The organism is Streptomyces xingningensis (assembly GCF_054957865.1).
This window is the reverse complement of the sequence record NZ_JBDJPF010000017.1, coordinates 53287-71861: the sequence shown is the minus strand read 5'-3', so window position 1 is coordinate 71861 and position 18575 is coordinate 53287. Positions and strand designations below refer to the sequence as shown.

Here is an 18575-nt window from a genome sequence, read left to right as displayed (position 1 = left end):
CGCGCTCCGACTTCGGTTCAGGAGCGCGGGGCCTCCGTCGTGCCGGTTGCCGGTGGGCGCTAACGCGACCACGGCCGGGTACGCCCCGGGTCCCACATGGGTCCCCAAGGCCCCTCCAGTGGCTCCTCCTCCACCCGGTCGAGGGGCCGGTGATTGCGGTCCCGGCGGTCGCGTTGCGGCCAGCAGAGGACATATCCCGTCGACACGGCGACAAAGGCGAGCCGGATCAGGCCCTGGGTGGGTTTGTCGTGGACGACAAAGACGCTGCCGTAGAGGGCGATCAGCGCCAGCCAGCTCCACAGCGGCACCAGGCGACGCTGCCCGCACACATCCCACAGCAGGGTGCCGAGCAGCACCGATGCCGTGTAGTAGGTGTAGACGCTGGGGTCGAGGAGGATACGGGCGTTGGCGCCCAGCAGCACCACCGCCGCCCAGCGGCCGCGCCACACCGCGACCGCGCCCAGCACCAGACCGAGCGCGGCCTGGGCGGGGCGGGCCCAGTCGGGCGTCACCGGGGTGTTGCCGCCGAGCCAACGGAGCGCGGAGGCGGGGTTGTTGGGGATGGTGAACTTCGCCGCGGCGAAGGAGTGCACATCCACCAGGAAGAACGGCAGCCAGGCGACAGCCACCAGGCCCGCGCACCACAGGCCCGCGCGCAGCCAGCGCCCCTTGGGCAGGGCGAGGAGGAGGGGCAGAAAGGCGAGCGCGGTCGGCTTGGAGTCCAGGGCGAGCGCCATGCAGATGCTGGTGGCGGCCGCGTTGCAGCGCGTCAGGTGGTAGACGGCGAGCGCGGTGAAGAACAGCGCGAGGACATCGTCGAGATGCGCGAAGCGGACCGCCACCTCGGTCCACATGGGGATGAAGGCCAGGCCCGCGATGAGGACCCGCCGCCGCAGCCGCTGGTGGTTGGTGCCGGTACCCAGGAAGTGCCGGGCGGCGCTGCGCCCGGCCAGTACCAGGATCACCAGGCCCAGGCCGGACATCAGCGCCTCGGCGAGCACCTGGCCGACCTCGGCGGGGAAGGGGTTGAACAGGCCCGCGGCCAGGAAGCTGACCGGGCCCATCTGCAGCTCGGGGTGGCGGGCGTAGAGGTTGAGTCCGCCATCGCCCGTGGGGTTCTGGTAGATCAGTTCGCCACCGGTGCGCAGATAGTGCCAGGAGAAGCCGCCGCTGGGCTCGACGACGACAAACCAGAGCACGGCCCACGCGGTGAGCAGCAACAAGTGCATCCGATTGCTGAGTTGCGGTATCCGCACAACGCTCCTGTTCCGCCACCCGGACCGGGCCCGGGCACAACTGTCACCGGCGGTCAGATGGCGGAATTGGAGGAGAGGTTACGTCTTGGATCAAGGTGTGATCCAAAACATGGCATCAGGCTTCGATGGCGACCGGTCCCGATTCGATCTTCTCGGCGTTGCGGCGGGTCTTGGCCCAGCCGTTGCGGCCGCGCAGCATCCGGACGAAGCCCCGGGCGGACACCGGGAACAGGTGGTACGCGTACAGCCACAGGGCCAGCCCCCACAGCAGGGCGGTGAGCAGCGAGCGGCCGGGCGCGCGGTCGCGGCGGTAGACCGGGCCCCACAGCACGAACGGCAGGACGGAGACCACGGCCAGGCAGAGCACCAGCGGCCACAGGGCGAGCATGCCGCCGAAGGCCTCGCCGGCCCCGTCCTCGGCGACGGTCAGCCCGATGAAGGCGAACATCACGGCGCACAGCGCGAGGGTGGCCAGATGGGCGACGGGCTGGAGGAAGGTGTAGAGGGTCTCCAGAACGCCCTTGCCGCTGTAGTGGCGCGAGGAGATGATGCGCGGTGCGTAGCGGACGCACTGCAGGTTGCCCTGGGCCCAGCGGGTGCGCTGGGTGAGGAACCGGCGGCCGTGCGGCAGGCCCTCCTGGGAGACCCAGGTGTCGGCGAGGTGGGCTATTCGGTCGCCGCTGAGGATCATGTGCAGGCCGAGCTCGTAGTCCTCCAGGAGCGCGCCGTGCTTCCAGGGACGGCGCTCGTGTTCGGCGATGCGGTCCAGCGAGGCGAGGCGGGTGAACTGGCCGTTGCCGCCGAGGCCGACGGAGCCGGTGCGGCCGCGCAGCAGCTGCATGCCGGCGTTGGAGACGGAGAACTCCATGTCCTGCATGCGCACCAGCAGCCGGGCGAGGGCGTTGCGGACCCTGCCGTGGCCGTCGAGCGGGCGGCGGTCCTCGGTGTTGCGCATCCGGACGCTGACCTGGACGCCGCCGGTCTCGGGGTCGGCGAAGCCGGCCGGGCCGCTGACCACGTTGAGGGCGTTGGGGTCGAGCTGGCCGTCGGCGTCGATGACGCAGATGACGACGCGTTCGCGGTCGGTGTCCTTGGACAGGAACTGGTTCAGCTCGTCGTAGGCGGTGTTGAGCGCGGCGCCCTTGCCCTGGCGGGCGTTGGGGCGGTGGCGGCGCACCAGGTGGACCCGGCGGTCCTCCTCGGCGAGTTCGGCGACGATCGCGCCGGTGCGGTCCTCGCTGTCGTCGTCGATGACCCAGACGTGCGCGCGGGGGTGGTCGGCGCGCAGCCGTCCGACGGTGGTGGCGACGACGGCCTCCTCGTCGCGGCAGGGCACGAAGAAGTGCCAGTCGAGGCTGCCGGGGTCGCCGTGCTCGGCGATGGGGCGGCGCAGATAGGCGTGGCGGGCGCCGGCCCAGTAGAGGAGGAAGCAGGCGAGGAGGAAGAAGGGGAAGGCGAACAGCAGGGGGTGGGTGAGCATGCGGGAGTTCCTGGTGTGTCTGGGGTGAATTCCGGCGGGCGGGCGGGGCGGCGGTGACGACCAGGTCGTCAGGCCGCGAGCCGCACCGGCGTGGCGGCCTCGGCGATCCGGGCCAGCAGGGCCGCGATGCGCTCGGAGGCGAGGCCGTCGCCGAACGGGCTCGGCAGGGATGCCAGGTGTGCCAGGCCCGGCGCGCCCTGGGCCAGCCGGCGGCGGGCGAGCTCGCCGATGCGCGGGCCGGGCTCGACCAGGTCGGCGAAGTCGGCCATGGCCTCGGGCCGTTCGGTGGAGCGGCGTACCACGATCAGCGGGCGGCCGAGGACGGTGACCTCCTCCTGCACCCCGCCGGAGTCGGAGACGATCAGTGCGGCGTGCCGGGCCAGGGCGAGGAACTCGGAGTAGCCCAGGGGCGCGGTCACCACCAGCGGGGCGAGCAGCTCGGCCAGTCCGGCGGCGGCGATCCGGGAGCGGGTGCGCGGGTGCAGCGGCAGGACCACGGGGGTGCCGTCGGCGGCGAGCGCGGCCAGCTCGGTGAGGAGGGCGCGCAGGGCGGCGGGGGAGTCGGTGTTCTCCGGGCGGTGCGCGGTGGCCAGGACGTAGGAGTCGGCGGTCAGCCCGTGGCGCACCAGGAGCGCGGCGCGCTCGGCGGCGTCCGGGAGCTGGTTGCGCACGGCCTCGACGACGGTGTTGCCGGTGAGGGCGATGCGGGCGTCCTCGATGCCCTCGGCGAGCAGATTGGCCCGGTTGTCCGGGGTGGCCGCGCACAGCACATCGGCGATTCGGTCGATCAGGACGCGGTTGTGCTCCTCGGGCATGTTGCGGTCGTGGCTGCGCAGCCCGGCCTCGACATGCAGCAGGGGGATGGCCCGGGCGTTGGCGGCGAGCGCACCGGCCAGGGCGGCATTGGTGTCGCCCTGGACGACGACGGCCAGCGGGGGCTCGGCGGTGAACAGCGCGTCGAGCTGGGCCAGGGCGGCGGAGATCTGCACGGCGCGCGGCCGGCCGCCGACGCCGGTCAGGAAGGTGGGCTCGGGCAGGCCCAGCTCGGTCAGGAAGCGGCCGGACAGGTCCTCGTCGTAGTGCTGACCGGTGTGCACCAGGTGGGCGGCAGGGCCCAGAAGGCGAACGAGGTCGGTGAGCTTGACGAGCTCGGGGCGGGTGCCGAGGACGATGGCGACGCTACGAGCGGGGAGGGACATGCGAAAGCTCCTGGGGCTGGCGGTGCGGGGTCAGCTCCAGAGGCTGTGGGGTGTCGGTTGCGCGTCCGGATGGGTTCCGGTTGCCGGACGGTTGCGATTCGCCACGCGGGCGGGAGTCGGGACCTTGGTCCCGCGGAGGGCGGGGGCGTTCGGCCCGGTGATCGGGTCAAGCGGTCTCGGGGCGTGCCCCGCTCGCCCTAGTCCCCGTCCGTCCGGTACCGGTACCCCAGCCCCCGTACCGCCTCCAGCGGATCGGCGGCCTCGTCCCCCGCCGCCTGCCGCAGCTTGCGCCGCAGCCGCAGCACCGCGAACTTCACCCGCTCCCGGCCGGTGCCCTCCGGGTCGTCCCACACCCGGTCCAGCAGCTGGTCCGTGGTGATCACCCGCCCCCGGTTGCGGACCAGGATCTGCAGCAGCCGGTACTCGATGTCGCTGAGCCGGGCCTCCTGCCCCTGCCAGACCGCCGAGCGCCGCTCGGGGACCAGGCGCAGCCCGTCCTCGAAGGAGTCACCGGCCCAGCGGCCGGGCGCGCTGCGGCGCAGCAGGGCCTCCACCCGGGCGAGCAGCTCGTCGTTGCCGAAGGGCTTCGGCAGGTAGTCGTCGGCTCCGGAGCGCAGTCCGCGCACCCGGTCGGTCTCGGCGCCGCGCGCGGTCAGCAGCAGGACCGGCAGGTCGCTGAGGTCGCGGGTGCGTTCGAGCACCTCCCAGCCGTCGAGCTCGGGCAGGCCGATGTCCAGGATCAGCAGGCCGGGCCGTTCGGCGAAGAGCAGGCGGAGGGCCTCGCGGCCGTCCTCGGCGTGCACGACCTCGTGACCGGCCCGGGTGAGCAGGGTGCGCAGGGCCAGGGCGAGGTCGGCGTCGTCCTCGACGACCAGCACCCGGGTCATGGCGCGCTCCGCGGTGCGGGCCGGTCCGGCGGGCCCGCGATGGGCAGCAGGATGGTGAAGACGGCGCCCGCGCCCTCGGTGCCGCCGGCGGTGAGGGTGCCGCCGTGCAGTTCGACGAGGGTGCGGCCGATGGCGAGCCCCAGGCCGGTGCCGGGGTAGCCGCCGGTGCGGGCGTTGGAGGCGCGGACGAAGCCGGTGAAGATGTCCTCCCGGGCACTCTCCGGGATGCCGATTCCGGTGTCGGCGACGGAGATCTCCCAGTAGGCGCCCTGCGGTGCGGCGGTGACGGTGATCCGGCCGTCGGGCGGGGTGAACTTGGCGGCGTTCTCGAGCAGATTGCCGAGTACGTGCTGGAGCCGGTGCCGGTCGCCGCGCAGGGCGGGGCCGGGGGTGCAGTGCAGGACGGTGAAGGCGGGCGCCGGCCGGGCCGGGCCCAGGGTCTCCAGGACGGCGTCGGTGAGCATGGCGGGGACGTCGACCGGGCCGAACTCCAGCTCCGGCCCGGTGGCCCGCATCCGGGTGGTGAACAGCAGGTCGGAGATCACCCGCTGCATGCGCTCGCCGTTGCGCCGGATGGCGTCGACGAAGGAGCGCTGTTCGGCGGTGAGGGCGCCGAAGGCCGGGTCGGTGAGGAGCTCGCCGAAGCTGATCACGGTGGTGAGGGGGGTGCGCAGCTCGTGCGAGGCGGCCGCGGTGAAGGCGTTGCGCTGCCGGGCCAGCTCGGTGAGCGCCACATTGTCGCGCTCCAGGTCGTGCCGGCGCCGCTTGGCCTCGGTGAGGTCGGTGAACGTCCACAGCGCGCCCAGGTATTCGCCCGCGTGGCGCAGCGGCTCGACCTGGCGGCGGATGGTGCGCCCGTCGGTGAGGGGGATCTCGGCGGTCCGGTGGACATGGCGGCGGGCGAGGAGCTCGCCGGGGACGCGGGGGCCGGTGTAGTCGGCGGTGAAGAAGGCACGTACGAGGGGGATGACGGGGCCCAGGGGGGCGCCGGGGGAGAGGTCCACCCGGCCCTCGAGGTCGAACATCTGGATGAACCGCCGGTTGACGGCCAGCACCTGGTCCGCCGGGCTCTGCAGCAGTGCGCCGGTGGGGAGTGCTTCCAGGACCGCCTGCAGCCGGTTCCGGTCCTCGGAACCCATCGCGCTCACCAGCTCTCGTCTATATCCGGAAAAACCGTATGCCAAAGCGGAGGGATGCGCTCCTGTTGGGCGGGGCCGGAATCGCGGCCCGGCCCGGTCGGCGACCTGGGTGTCGTACCGGCTCCGTAGACTGGACGGCGTGAGCGAGCGCCCCCGAAACGCCAACAACAACGACAACAACGACAACAACGCCGATGACGCCGACCGTGCCGCCGGTGAATCCGGTGACACCGGGAGCAACGACCGGTTCGACGAGATCGTCGAGGCCGAGACGGACCGGGATCCGGATCTGGCCGTGATCGAGGCAGGCAGCCGCACCCTGCGCGCCCAGGCCGGGCCGCCCGAGGGCGACGGCGTGCCGGCCCGCCCGGCGGACCCGGAGGTGGACCGGGCGCTGCGCGAGGTGGAGGCCGAGCTGGCGGGGCGCTGGGGCGAGACCAAGCTGGACCCGTCGCTGGTGCGGATGCGGGCGCTGACGGACATCCTGGGCGAGCCACAGCGGGCGTACCCCTCGATCCACATCACCGGCACCAATGGCAAGACCAGCACCGCCCGCATGATCGAGGCGCTGCTGGCCGCCTTCGACCTGCGCACCGGCCGCTACACCAGCCCGCATGTCCAGTCCGTCACCGAGCGGATCAGCCTGGACGGCGCCCCGATCAGCGCCGAGCGCTTCATCGAGACCTACCGCGACATCGAGCCCTATGTGCGGATGGTCGACGAGCGCGAGGAGTTCCGGCTGTCCTTCTTCGAGGTGCTCACCGGCATGGCCTTCGCGGCCTTCGCGGACGCCCCGGTCGATGTGGCGGTCGTCGAGGTCGGCATGGGCGGCACCTGGGATGCCACCAATGTCATCGACGGCACGGTCGCGGTGGTCACCCCGATAGCGCTGGACCACACCGACCGGCTGGGCTCCACGCCCGGCGAGATCGCCGTCGAGAAGGCCGGGATCATCAAGCCGGACGCCACCGTGGTGCTGGCCCAGCAGCCGGTGGACGCGGCACAGGTGCTGCTCAAGCGGTCGGTCGAGGTGGATGCCACGGTCGCCCGGGAGGGCATGGAGTTCGGCATTGTCGGCCGGGAGGTCGCGGTCGGCGGGCAGCTGCTGACCCTGCGCGGGCTGGGCGGCGAATACCCCGAGATCTTCCTCCCGCTGTACGGCGCGCACCAGGCGCACAACGCCGCGGTGGCGCTGGCCGCGGTCGAGGCGTTCTTCGGCATCGGCGCGCAGCACGCCCGCCCGCTCGACATCGAGGTGGTCCGCCGGGCGTTCGCCTCGGTCACCTCGCCGGGCCGGATGGAGGTGGTGCGCCGCAGCCCGACCGTGGTGCTGGACGCCGCCCACAACCCGGCGGGCGCCCAGGCCGCGGCCGAGGCCGTCACCGAGGCCTTCGGCTTCAGCAGGCTGATCGGCGTGCTGAGCACCAGCTCCGACAAGGACGTACGGGGGCTGCTGGAGGCCTTTGAACCGGTCCTCGCCGAGGTGGTGGTGACCCGCAACTCCACCGGCCGCGCCATGGACGCGGACGAGCTGGCCGCACTGGCGGTCGAGGTCTTCGGCGCCGAGCGGGTGCAGGTGGAGCCGCGGCTGGACGACGCCCTCGAGGCGGCGATCACCCTCGCCGAGGAGGAGGGCGAGTTCGCCGGCGCGGGCGTGCTGGTGACCGGCTCGGTGTTCACGGTGGGCGAGGCCCGGCTGCTGCTGGGGAGGAGCTGATATGCGGACGCTGTGCGCGAGCACTCTGATCGGTGAATTCTTCGTCATCGGATTCGCCGGCCTGGTCGCCATGAAGCTGTCGGACGTGCCGACGGGCACGGTCTGGGCGGTCTGCGGCAGCGCGATGGCGCTGAGCGTGCTGCTGTGCGGGATGCTCACCCGTCCCGGTGGCGTGCAGCTGGGCTGGGTGCTGCAGATCGCCCTGCTGGCGAGCGGCTTCGTGGTCCCGATGATGTTCATCCTCGGGGTGGTCTTCGGCGGCCTGTGGTGGGCGTCCGTCCACTATGGGCGGAAGATCGACGAGGCGAAGGCGCGGTTTGCCGCGGAGGCGGCGTAACTCCGTGGTTCCGGGCCCCTGTACCCTCTGGCCCACCACACTCGATCGCCCGCAAGGAGCCGCAGTATGAGCCAGCGCACCCTCGTCCTCCTCAAGCCCGACGCGGTCCGGCGAGGCCTGGTCGGCGAGATCATCGCCCGCATCGAGCGCAAGGCGGGCTGGACGATCACCGCGCTGGAGCTGCGCACCCTGGACCGGGCGACGCTGGAGCAGCACTACGCCGAGCACCTCGGCCGGGACTTCTACGAGCCCCTGATGGGCTTTATGTCCTCCGGTCCGGCCGTGGCGATGGTCGTCGAGGGCGAACGGGTCATCGAGGGCGTACGGGCACTGGCCGGGCCGACCGACCCCATTTCGGCCGCCCCCGGTTCCATCCGTGGCGACTTCGGCACCATCACGCGCGAGAATCTCATCCACGCCTCGGACTCCGAGGAGTCCGCTGAGCGAGAAATCAAGATTTTCTTTCCGGGCCTTGCCTGATACTTGATCAGGCGCGCGCCCATTCTGATCAGGGGCGACCGATTTCCTTTCGGTCGCCCTCTGACATATGCCGTGCCGAACGGGGGAACCTCTCACTCCGACACGACGTCACCATTACCGGGGAGGGCTTGTGTTCCGCTGACAATGGCGGAGCAACCGCCGCACCTGGGGGCGTCTCCCAGCGTTAGCTGGGGGAGTTCCGCCGGGCGCGACTACGATGAAGTTTCCGCGCACCGCAGCGCACCACCTGCCGACCTCAAGTAAGCAATCGCTCCAGTTGGGAAGGCCAGACGTATCCTCATGGGGAACAACATGTCGTTCATCGGCCGTGACATGGCTGTCGACCTCGGGACCGCCAACACGCTGGTGTACGTCAGAGGTCGCGGGATCGTACTCAACGAGCCATCGGTCGTCGCCATCAATACCAACACCGGCGGCATCCTGGCGGTGGGTGCCGAGGCGAAGAAGATGATCGGCCGAACCCCGGGCAACATCGTCGCGGTCCGGCCGCTCAAGGACGGCGTCATCGCCGACTTCGAGATCACCGAGCGGATGCTCCGCTACTTCATCCTCAAAATCCACAAGCGGCGCTGGATGGCCCGCCCCCGGGTCGTCGTCTGTGTGCCCTCCGGCATCACCGGTGTCGAGCGCCGCGCCGTCATCGAGGCGTCCACCCAGGCCGGTGCCCGCCAGGTGCACATCATCGAAGAGCCGATGGCCGCCGCGATCGGCTCCGGCCTGCCGGTCCACGAGGCCACCGGCAATATGGTCGTCGACATCGGCGGCGGCACCACCGAGGTCGCCGTGATCTCGCTGGGCGGGATCGTCACGGCGCAGTCCATCCGGGTCGCGGGCGACGAACTGGACAACGCGATCATCCAGCACATCAAAAAGGAGTACAGCCTGCTGCTGGGCGAACGCACCGCCGAGCAAATCAAGATCACCATTGGTTCGGCGTACGACCTGGAACAGGACGAGCACACCGAGATCCGCGGCCGCGACCTGGTGAGCGGGCTGCCCAAGACCGTGGTGATCTCGGCCGCCGAGGTCCGCAAGGCCATCGAGGAACCCGTCAACTCCATTGTCGACGCGGTCAAGACCACGCTCGACAAGTGCCCGCCCGAACTCTCCGGCGACGTCATGGACCGGGGCATCGTCCTCACCGGCGGTGGCGCCCTGCTGCGCGGCCTCGACGAGCGACTGCGCCGGGAGACCGGCATGCCCATCCACATCGCCGAGGACCCGCTGGACTCCGTCGCGCTCGGATCCGGCAAGTGTGTCGAGGAGTTCGAGGCCCTCCAGCAGGTGCTGGACGCCCAGCCTCGCCGCTAGCCGAATGCCAAACCGCCCGAAACAACCTGATATACAGGCACAACGCTGCCGATGACCGGCCCGGGCCCGCAGCCGACCGGTCCGACGAGAAGGGCATGCCGCCGCACGTGAGGGACACACGAGAGAGCCGGCTGCTGTTGGTGTTGCTGATTGCCGTCGCGTTCGCGTTGATCACGATCGACATCCGCGGCGGCGAGCAGTCCCCCCTGGACGGCGTCCGACAGGGCGCCGCCTCGGCCTTCGGACCGGTGGAGAAGGGCGTCGCCGCGGCCGTCGACCCGGTCGCGGGCGCCGTCGCGGCCGTCCGCGACTCCGGCGACCGCAGCAGAAGAATCACCGGCCTGGAGCGCGAGAACACCGAACTCAAGCAGCGGCTCGGCAGCGACGACCGTAACCGCGCCCGGGTCCGGGAGCTCGACGCCATGCTCAAGACCGCGGGCCGGGGCCAGTACGGCATCAAGGGCGCCCAGGTCATCGCCATAGGAGCGGCCCAGGGCTTCTCCTGGACGGTCACCATCGACCTGGGCAGCAGCGACGGCATCAAGCGCGACATGACCGTGCTCAACGGCGACGGCCTGGTCGGCCGGGTGACCACCGTGGGGCCGTCCACCTCCACCGTCCTGCTGGCCAGCGACCCCAAGTTCACCGTCGGCACCCGGCTGGAGAAGACCGGCGAGATCGGCTTCGCCAACGGCCAGGGCGACAGCACCCTGCGCGTCGAACTCCTCAACGGCAAGGCGTCCGTTCACTCCGGCGACCGCCTGGTCACCTTCGGCTCCAGCAAGGACAAGCCCTTCGTACCCGGCGTCCCGGTCGGCGAGGTGGTCCGCGTGGAACCGGGCGGCGGCAGCCTCACCCGCACCCTCCAGGTCCGTCCCTTCGTCGGCTTCAGCAAGCTCGACCTCGTCGGCGTCGTCGTCCAGCCGCCCCGCGAGAACCCCCGGGACACCGTGCTGCCACCCAAACCGGCGGCCCCCAAGCCGACGCCCACGGTGACCGTCACGGCCACCCCCTCCGCGAGCGCAAACCCCAGGGACTGACCGATGCCGATGCGCCTCAACCGGATTCTGCTGTCCACCGCGCTCGTGGTGATCGCCCTCGTCCTGCAGGTCTGCGTCTTCGCCCGGCTCCATCTGCCCGGCGCCGTACCCGACCTGCTGCTGCTGGTGGTCGTCGCCCTCGGCCTGGTCTACGGGCACAGCGGCGGTGCCCTGGTCGGCTTCGGCGCGGGCCTGCTCGCCGACCTGGCACCGCCCGCCGACCACGCCGCCGGACGCTACGCCCTGGTGCTGTGCGTGGTCGGCTATGCCGTCGGCCTGGCCAGGCCGGAGACCGGGCGGCTGCGCTCGGCCACCGTCCCGATGCTGGTGGTGGTCGGCGCGGCCATCGGCTCGACCCTGCTCTACGCCGGGGTCGGCTCGCTGGTCGGCGACACCGCCGCCCGCCATGTCGGCCTGACCGGGCTGCTGTTCACCGCCGCGCTCTACGACCTGCTGCTCGCCCCCTTCACGGTGCCCCTGATCATGGCGCTCGCCCGCCGGGGCGAGAACGACCCGCTCACCGCGGACGGCACCGCGGTGGCCTCCGGCGACGGCTCGTACGGCTGGCTCTCCAGCGTCAGCTTCCGCGGCGGCCGGAGCAGCCGGCTGGGCGGCCGGCGCGGCGGACTGCTGATGAAGGGGGCGGCCAGGAACAGGGGTTGGGGCAAGGGCGGTAAGCGGCTGTGAGCGTCGCACGCGCGGCCGCCGGGCCGCAGATGAACGCGATGGCCGCACCTCTGCGCCGCGCGGGTCGGCGTGACACGAGCTGCTGCCGCAGCGGGGCGAACGGATGGACACGATGAGCAACATCCCCGAGACCGGGCGGACTTCGCGCGTCAACATCCGTCTCATCGTCATCCAGATTCTTGTCGTCTCCCTGCTCGTCACCCTCGGCGGCCGCCTCTGGTACCTCCAGATCCGCAATGGCGACCAGTACACCGCCGAGGCCGCCAACAACCACATCCAACAGGTCATCGCCCCCGCCACCCGGGGTTCGATCCTGGACGCGCGCGGGGTGCCGCTCGCCGACAACCAGACCCGGCTGGTGGTCTCCGCCAACCGCACCGACCTGATGAAGATGCGGGACAAGGGCAAGGACGTGCTCACCCGGCTGGCCGGCGTCCTCGGCCTCAAGCCCCAGGACGTCGCCGACAAGGTCCGGCTGTGCGACGCCAAGACCCCCAAGCCCTGCTGGGCCGGCTCGCCCTACCAGCCCATCCCGGTCACCGACGAGGCCACCACCCAGCAGGCCCTGCAGATCCGCGAGCGCGCCGAGGAGTTCCCGGGCATCACCGCCGAACCCATGGCGGTGCGCCGCTACGCCGGTCCGGGCGGCGCCAACGCGGCCCAGGTGCTGGGCTACCTCTCGCCCGTCACCAATGACGAGATCACCAGGACCAAGGAGTCCGACACCCCGCTGGTCCGCTCCGACCAGATCGGCCGCTCCGGCCTGGAGCGGCAGTACGACACCGAACTGCGCGGCAAGGCGGGCGTCACCCGCTATGAGGTCGACAACCTCGGCCGGGTCATCGGCAAGGCCAAGAGCGACAAGGCCGAGCCCGGCGCCAACATCGTCACCAGCATCGACGCCCGTGTGCAGGCCATAGCGGAACGGGAGTTGGACCAGGCGATGAAGGACGCCCGCCAGGAGTACGACCACAACACCGGGCAGAAGTACAAGGCCGACGCGGGCGCCGTGGTCGTCATGGAGTCCAGGACCGGCCGGGTCGTGGCCATGGCCTCCAACCCCACCTATGACCCCAACGTCTGGGTGGGCGGCATCTCCGGCAAGGATTACCAGGCCCTCACCGGCGACGACTCCGACTACCCGCTGCTCAACCGGGCCATCCAGGGCCAGTCCGCGCCCGGCTCGGTCTTCAAGGTCATCTCCGCCACCGCGTCCGTCAACGCCGGCTACTCCTTCACCGACCACTACAACTGCTCGAGCTCGTACAGCATCGGCAAACAGGTCTTCACCAACTACGAGTCCAAGGGCTACGGCCCCATCGACCTCGGCCGGGCGCTCGAGGTCTCCTGTGACACCGTCTTCTACGACCTGGCCTACAAGCAGTGGCAGAAGGACGGCGGCAACAACCCCAAGAACCCGGCGGACTGGTTCTACAAGACCGCCCACCAGTTCGGCCTCGGCAAGGAGACCGGCATCGACCTGCCGGGCGAGGTGCGCGGCCGGGTGCCGGACCGCGACTGGAAGAAGCGGTACTGGGAAGCCAACAAGGACGTCTGGTGCAAGCAGGGCAACAACGCCAAGGACTACGCGGGGCAGATCGCCAAGGAGAACTGCGAGTCCTTTATGCGCATGCGCGCCGGTGACTCCGTCAACTACTCCATCGGCCAGGGCGACACCCTGGTCACCCCCATCCAGATGGCCACCATCTACGGCGCGATCAGCAATGGCGGCACGCTCTACAATCCGACCATAGGGAAGGCGATCGTCAGCCCCGACGGCAAGCGGGTCCGGGAGACCAGGCCCGAGGCACACGGCAAGCTGCCCTTCGACGCCAAGACCCGCAACCAGCTCGACGCCGCGCTGGCCGGGGTCGCCACCGAGGGCAGCGCGGCCTGGCGGTTCGGCGGCTGGCCGCAGAAGGAGATCCCGATGCACGCCAAGACCGGCACCGCCGAGGTCGCCGGCAAGCAGACGACCTCCTGGTTCGCGACCTACACCAAGGACTACACGGTCGTCATGACGATCTCTCAGGGCGGCACCGGCTCCGGTGCCTCCGGACCCGCCGTCCGCAACATCTACAACGCCCTCTACGGCGTCGACGGCAACGGCAAGATCGACGACAAGAAGGCGCTGCTGCCCCACCCCGAGGCCAGGCTGCCCAGGATCGACAAGGACGGCAGCATCGAGGCCCAGCACATCGACCCGCCCTCGTCGCCCCCTGCCGTCCCGGCCCGGAAGGAGCAGGACGAGTGAGCGTCGGGTCGATACGCCGCTTCGCTCCCGAACGCTCCGGCTGGGACCGGCTCACCGACCGCGACTCCGTGCTGTGGCGGCTCGACTGGGTGATGCTGCTCGCCGCCCTCGCGCTGTCGGCCATCAGCACGCTGCTGGTCTACTCCGCGACCCGGGGCCGCAAGGAGCTCACCCACGGCGACCCGTACTACTTCCTGCTGCGCAACATCATGAACACCGGCATCGGCATAGCCCTCGCCGCCGGTGCGGTCTGGATCGGCCACCGGGCGCTGCGCGGGGCCGTGCCGGTGCTCTACGCGCTGTCCGTACTGGCCACCGCCTCCGTGCTCACCCCGCTCGGCGCGACCATCAACGGCGCCCGCTCCTGGATCCAGCTGGGCGGCGGCTTCTCCATCCAGCCCTCGGAGTTCACCAAGATCACCATCACCCTGGGCATGGCGATGGTGCTGGCCCAGCAGGTGGACGCCGGGGACCGGCAGCACCCCGGTCACCGCACCGTCCTGCAGGCGCTCGGGATCGCCGGGCTGCCGATCCTGGTCATCCTGCTGATGCCGGACCTGGGCTCGATCATGGTCCTGGTGGTGATCGTGCTGGCCATCCTGCTGGCCTCCGGCGCCTCCCACCGCTGGCTGGCCGGCCTGCTGGGTGCGGGGGTGCTCGGCTGCGTCCTCATCTGGCAGCTGGGGATCCTCGACGCGTACCAGATAAACCGTTTCGCCGCCTTCGCCGACCCCTCCTTCGACCCGGCGGGCATCGGCTACAACACCAAGCAGGCCCGCATCGCCATCGGCTCCGGCGGCCTGACCGGCTCCGGCCTCTTCCACGGCTCCCAGACCACCGGCCGGTTCGTACCGGAACAGCAGACCGACTTCGTCTTCACCGTCGCGGGCGAGGAACTGGGCTTCGTCGGCGCGGGGGCGATCATCCTGCTGCTCGGGGTGGTGCTGTGGCGGGCCTGCCGGATCGCCCGGGAGGCGACCGACCTGTACGGGACGATCGTGGCCGCCGGGATCATCGCCTGGTTCGCCTTCCAGTCCTTCGAGAACATCGGCATGACCCTCGGCATCATGCCGGTGACCGGCCTGCCGCTGCCCTTCGTCTCCTACGGCGGCTCGTCGATGTTCGCCGCCTGGATGGCGATAGGGCTGCTCCAGTCCATCAAGGCGCAGCGACCGCTGGTGGCGGCATAGGGTCTGCCGTCCCGGCGGTTCGCCGACTAGATTCGGCGACATGGCGGACACCGTGCGAGAGATCGAGCGGAAGTACGAAGCCGGAGACGATTCGGGCGTGGCCCGGCTCCCCGACCTGAGCGGGACCGCGCCCGTCGCGAGCGTCATCGACCGGGGCACGGCCGAGCTGGACGCCGTCTACTACGACACCACCGACGGCCGGCTGTTCGCGGCCGGCATCACCCTGCGCCGCCGCACCGGCGGCGAAGACGCCGGGTGGCACCTCAAGCTCCCGGTGTCCCCCGGGGTGCGGGACGAGATCCGGGCTCCCCTGACCACCTCCCGGGTCCCGCGCGCCCTGGCCGCGCTGGTGCGCTCCCGCACCCGGGACACGGCCCTGGTGCCGCTGGTGCGGATCGTCTCGCACCGCGAGGTACGGGACCTGCTGGACGCGGACGGCGCTCTGCTCGCCCAGGCGAGCACGGACAGCGTCACCGCCACCCGGCTGGACGGCGGCGGTACGGCCGGCTGGACCGAGGCCGAGATCGAGCTGGCCCAGGGCACCGGCCCCGAACTGTTCGACGCCCTCGAAGCCCGCCTGCGCAAGGCCGGCCTGCGGCCCGCCGGATCGGCCTCCAAACTGGCCCGCGCGCTGGCCGAGACCGGGGCACCGGCCGTACGGCCGCCACGCGACCACGACCGCAAGCGCAAGCCCACCGCCGGTGACTGCGTCCTCGCCTATGTCCGCGAACAGGTCGAGGCCATGGCCGCCCTCGACCCCGGGGCACGCCGGGGCACCGAGGACGCCGTGCACCAGATGCGGGTCGCCACCCGGCGGCTGCGCGGCGCCTTCCGCTCGTACGGCAAGCTCCTCGACCGCCGGGCCACGGACCCGATCGGGGACGAACTCAAGTGGCTCGCCGCGGAGTTGGGCGTCGACCGGGACCGTGAGGTGCTCGCCGAGCGGCTGCGTGAGCGGCTGGACGAGGTGCCGCGCACGCTGGTGCGCGGGCCGGTACGCGCCCGGCTGCGCGCCTGGTCGGGCGGCCGCCGGGCCGGCTCCCGGCGTCGCCTGACCGCCGTCCTCGACAGCAAGCGCTACCTGGCCCTCCTCGACACCCTCGACTCCCTCCTCGCCGACCCGCCGCTGCGCCCCGCCGCCGCCCGCCCGCCGGGCCCGGCGCTGGCCAAGGCCGTGCTGCGCGACTACGGGCGCCTCGCCACCCGCGTCGAGCAGGCCCTTGCCGCGGACCCCGGCCCCGGGCGCGACACCGCCCTGCACGACGCCCGCAAGGCCGCCAAGCGGGTCCGCTACGCCGCGGAGGCCGCGACCCCGGCGCTGGGGCAGGGCGCGGGCCGCTTCGCCAGGCAGATGAAGGCCGTGCAGACGCTGCTCGGCGACCACCAGGACAGCGTGATGGCGCAGGGCGCACTGCGCGGGATCGCGGCCGAGGCACAGGCGGCGGGGGAACCGGGCTTCACCTATGGCCTGTTGTACGGGCGCGAGGAGCAGCGGGCGGCACAGGACGAGCGGGCGCTGCCGGGGGTGTGGGGAGAGGCTTCGGCGGGGCGGTGGCGGGAGGGGTTGGGGGCGTGACGCGTGGCCTGAGGGCGATTCCGGGCACGTTACGCTTGAGAGTCGCCCCTTGCCAGCTCACGAAGGTTCGCCCAGATGACTGCCGAATCGGTCTTCCCGCAGCTCGAGGCCCTGCTCCCGCATGTGCAGAAGCCCATCCAGTACGTCGGCGGAGAGCTCAACTCCACGGTGAAGCCGTGGGAGAGCACGGACGTCCGCTGGGCGCTCATGTACCCCGATGCCTATGAGGTCGGCCTGCCCAACCAGGGCGTCATGATCCTCTACGAGGTCCTCAACGAACGCGAGGGCGTGCTCGCCGAGCGCACCTACAGCGTCTGGCCGGACCTCGAGGCGCTGATGCGCGAGCACCAGGTGCCGCAGTTCACGGTGGACTCGCACCGGCCGGTGGGCGCCTTCGACGTCTTCGGCCTCAGCTTCTCCACCGAGCTCGGCTACACCAACATGCTCACCGCCCTGGACCTCGCGGGCATCCCGCTCGAGGCCAGGGACCGCACGGTGGACCATCCGATCGTGCTCGCGGGCGGGCATGCGGCCTTCAACCCCGAGCCGATCGCCGAGTTCATCGACTGCGCCGTCATCGGCGACGGCGAGCAGGCCGTGCTGGAGATCACTGAGATCGTCCGGGCGTGGAAGGCCGAGGGCCGCCCGGGCGGGCGCGAGGAGCTGCTGTTCCGGCTGGCGAAGACGGGCGGCGTGTACGTCCCCGCGTTCTACGACGTGGAGTACCTGCCCGACGGCCGGATCGCCCGCGTGGTGCCGAACCGCTCCGGCGTGCCGTGGCGGGTGTCCAAGCACACCGTGATGGACCTCGACGAGTGGCCCTACCCCAAGCAGCCGCTCGTCCCGCTCGCCGAGACCGTCCACGAGCGGATGTCCGTGGAGATCTTCCGCGGCTGCACCCGCGGCTGCCGCTTCTGCCAGGCCGGCATGATCACGCGCCCCGTGCGGGAGCGGTCCATCACCGGCATCGGTGACATGGTGGACCGTGGTCTCAAGGCGACCGGCTTTGAGGAGGTCGGCCTGCTGTCGCTGTCCTCCGCCGACCACACCGAGATCGGTGACATCGCCAAGGGCCTCGCCGACCGGTACGAGCAGGACAAGATCGGCCTTTCCCTGCCCTCGACCCGGGTCGACGCCTTCAATGTCGACCTGGCCAACGAGCTGACCCGGAACGGCCGTCGTTCCGGACTGACCTTCGCCCCCGAGGGCGGCTCCGAGCGCATGCGCAAGGTCATCAACAAGATGGTCTCGGAGGAGGACCTCATCCGGACCGTCGCCACCGCCTACGGCAACGGCTGGCGCCAGGTGAAGCTGTACTTCATGTGCGGCCTGCCGACCGAGACCGACGAGGATGTGCTGCAGATCGGCGACATGGCGGTCAATGTGATCGCCAAGGGCCGTGAGGTGTCGAACTCCAATGACATCCGCTGCACGGTGTCCATCGGCGGCTTTGTGCCCAAGCCGCACACCCCCTTCCAGTGGGCGCCGCAGCTGTCCGCAGAGGAGACCGACGCCCGGCTGGAGAAGCTGCGCGACAAGATCCGCGGCGACAAGAAGTACGGTCGCTCGATCGGCTTCCGCTACCACGACGGCAAGCCCGGCATCGTCGAGGGCCTGCTCTCGCGCGGCGACCGCCGGGTGGGCGCGGTCATCCGCGCCGTGTACGAGTCCGGTGGCCGCTTCGACGGCTGGCGCGAGCACTTCAGCTACGACCAGTGGATGAAGTGCGCCGCCGGGACGCTGCCGCCGCAGGGCGTCGACGTCGACTGGTACACCACGCGCGAGCGTACCTACGAGGAGGTCCTGCCCTGGGACCACCTGGATTCGGGCCTGGACAAGGACTGGCTCTGGGAGGACTGGCAGGACGCGCTCGACGAGACCGAGGTCGACGACTGCCGCTGGACGCCGTGCTTCGACTGCGGGGTGTGTCCGCAGCTGGACACGGCCATTCAAATCGGCCCCACGGGCAAGAAGCTGCTGCCACTGACGGTGGTCAAGTAA

Annotated in this window: 15 protein-coding genes; 10 read left to right on the top strand and 5 right to left on the bottom strand. The window is 71.2% G+C overall.

The features are described 5' to 3' along the window. Positions 1-59: 59 nt before the first annotated feature. The 5 genes from ABCR83_RS11810 to ABCR83_RS11790 all read right to left on the bottom strand — a co-directional run bounded on the left by ABCR83_RS11810 (position 60) and on the right by ABCR83_RS11790 (position 5961). The gene (locus ABCR83_RS11810; RefSeq protein ID WP_462694901.1) at positions 60-1229 is read right to left on the bottom strand and encodes a hypothetical protein; all 1170 of its coding nucleotides are present in this window, start codon (positions 1227-1229) and stop codon (positions 60-62) included. A gap of 142 nt (positions 1230-1371) precedes the next feature. After that, positions 1372-2736, bottom strand: a complete 1365-nt coding sequence (locus ABCR83_RS11805; RefSeq protein WP_462694861.1) for a glycosyltransferase — start codon at positions 2734-2736, stop codon at positions 1372-1374. 68 nt (positions 2737-2804) lie between these two features. Next, positions 2805-3935, bottom strand: coding sequence for a non-hydrolyzing UDP-N-acetylglucosamine 2-epimerase (gene wecB, locus ABCR83_RS11800; protein ID WP_462694860.1), 1131 nt, complete (start codon positions 3933-3935; stop codon positions 2805-2807). A gap of 197 nt (positions 3936-4132) precedes the next feature. Further along, positions 4133-4822: a response regulator transcription factor gene (locus tag ABCR83_RS11795; RefSeq protein WP_462694859.1), complete on the bottom strand. Its 690-nt coding sequence runs from the start codon at positions 4820-4822 to the stop codon at positions 4133-4135. Beyond that, complete coding sequence (locus ABCR83_RS11790; RefSeq protein WP_462694900.1) at positions 4819-5961, bottom strand: sensor histidine kinase; 1143 nt, start codon at positions 5959-5961, stop codon at positions 4819-4821. Before ABCR83_RS11790 ends, ABCR83_RS11795 begins: the two co-directional genes overlap by 4 nt. A gap of 139 nt (positions 5962-6100) precedes the next feature. On the opposite strand from ABCR83_RS11790, the gene folC reads away from it, so the two are divergent. From folC to ABCR83_RS11740, 10 genes are all read left to right on the top strand, one after another. Next, on the top strand, positions 6101-7678 hold the full coding sequence (gene folC / locus ABCR83_RS11785; RefSeq protein WP_462694858.1) for a bifunctional tetrahydrofolate synthase/dihydrofolate synthase: 1578 nt from the start codon (positions 6101-6103) through the stop codon (positions 7676-7678). A 1-nt stretch (position 7679) separates the two neighbouring features. Further along, positions 7680-8015 carry a DUF4233 domain-containing protein gene (locus ABCR83_RS11780; RefSeq protein WP_462694857.1) on the top strand — a complete coding sequence of 112 codons (336 nt, stop codon included), beginning with the start codon at positions 7680-7682 and terminating at the stop codon, positions 8013-8015. Between the two features lie 66 nt (positions 8016-8081). After that, positions 8082-8495, top strand: coding sequence for a nucleoside-diphosphate kinase (gene ndk, locus ABCR83_RS11775; protein WP_462694856.1), 414 nt, complete (start codon positions 8082-8084; stop codon positions 8493-8495). A gap of 312 nt (positions 8496-8807) precedes the next feature. Continuing rightward, complete coding sequence (locus ABCR83_RS11770; protein ID WP_004950903.1) at positions 8808-9827, top strand: rod shape-determining protein; 1020 nt, start codon at positions 8808-8810, stop codon at positions 9825-9827. 107 nt (positions 9828-9934) lie between these two features. Next, positions 9935-10867, top strand: a complete 933-nt coding sequence (gene mreC, locus ABCR83_RS11765; RefSeq protein WP_462694855.1) for a rod shape-determining protein MreC — start codon at positions 9935-9937, stop codon at positions 10865-10867. A 9-nt stretch (positions 10868-10876) separates the two neighbouring features. Further along, positions 10877-11554 (top strand): rod shape-determining protein MreD, encoded by a 678-nt coding sequence (mreD, locus tag ABCR83_RS11760; RefSeq protein WP_462694899.1) that lies wholly within the window; start codon positions 10877-10879, stop codon positions 11552-11554. A 112-nt stretch (positions 11555-11666) separates the two neighbouring features. Beyond that, on the top strand, positions 11667-13808 hold the full coding sequence (gene mrdA / locus ABCR83_RS11755) for a penicillin-binding protein 2 (protein ID WP_462694854.1): 2142 nt from the start codon (positions 11667-11669) through the stop codon (positions 13806-13808). Further along, entirely contained in the window at positions 13805-14998 is a 1194-nt protein-coding gene (rodA, locus tag ABCR83_RS11750) for a rod shape-determining protein RodA (RefSeq protein ID WP_462694853.1), read from the top strand. The genes mrdA and rodA overlap by 4 nt, the downstream gene beginning before the upstream one ends. A gap of 40 nt (positions 14999-15038) precedes the next feature. After that, positions 15039-16574, top strand: coding sequence for a CYTH and CHAD domain-containing protein (locus ABCR83_RS11745; protein ID WP_462694852.1), 1536 nt, complete (start codon positions 15039-15041; stop codon positions 16572-16574). Between the two features lie 75 nt (positions 16575-16649). Next, complete coding sequence (locus tag ABCR83_RS11740) at positions 16650-18575, top strand: TIGR03960 family B12-binding radical SAM protein (RefSeq protein WP_462694851.1); 1926 nt, start codon at positions 16650-16652, stop codon at positions 18573-18575.

Excerpts from the sequence above, each read along its gene's own strand:
- ABCR83_RS11810 (WP_462694901.1), bottom strand. The coding sequence starts at position 1,229 with ATGCACTTGTTGCTGCTCACCGCGTGGGCCGTGCTCTGGTTTGTCGTC.
- ABCR83_RS11805 (WP_462694861.1), bottom strand. The coding sequence starts at position 2,736 with ATGCTCACCCACCCCCTGCTGTTCGCCTTCCCCTTCTTCCTCCTCGCC.
- wecB (WP_462694860.1), bottom strand. The coding sequence starts at position 3,935 with ATGTCCCTCCCCGCTCGTAGCGTCGCCATCGTCCTCGGCACCCGCCCC.
- ABCR83_RS11795 (WP_462694859.1), bottom strand. The coding sequence starts at position 4,822 with ATGACCCGGGTGCTGGTCGTCGAGGACGACGCCGACCTCGCCCTGGCC.
- ABCR83_RS11790 (WP_462694900.1), bottom strand. The coding sequence starts at position 5,961 with ATGGGTTCCGAGGACCGGAACCGGCTGCAGGCGGTCCTGGAAGCACTC.
- ABCR83_RS11780 (WP_462694857.1), top strand. The coding sequence starts at position 7,680 with ATGCGGACGCTGTGCGCGAGCACTCTGATCGGTGAATTCTTCGTCATC.
- ndk (WP_462694856.1), top strand. The coding sequence starts at position 8,082 with ATGAGCCAGCGCACCCTCGTCCTCCTCAAGCCCGACGCGGTCCGGCGA.
- ABCR83_RS11770 (WP_004950903.1), top strand. The coding sequence starts at position 8,808 with ATGTCGTTCATCGGCCGTGACATGGCTGTCGACCTCGGGACCGCCAAC.
- mreD (WP_462694899.1), top strand. The coding sequence starts at position 10,877 with ATGCGCCTCAACCGGATTCTGCTGTCCACCGCGCTCGTGGTGATCGCC.
- mrdA (WP_462694854.1), top strand. The coding sequence starts at position 11,667 with ATGAGCAACATCCCCGAGACCGGGCGGACTTCGCGCGTCAACATCCGT.
- ABCR83_RS11745 (WP_462694852.1), top strand. The coding sequence starts at position 15,039 with ATGGCGGACACCGTGCGAGAGATCGAGCGGAAGTACGAAGCCGGAGAC.
- ABCR83_RS11740 (WP_462694851.1), top strand. The coding sequence starts at position 16,650 with ATGACTGCCGAATCGGTCTTCCCGCAGCTCGAGGCCCTGCTCCCGCAT.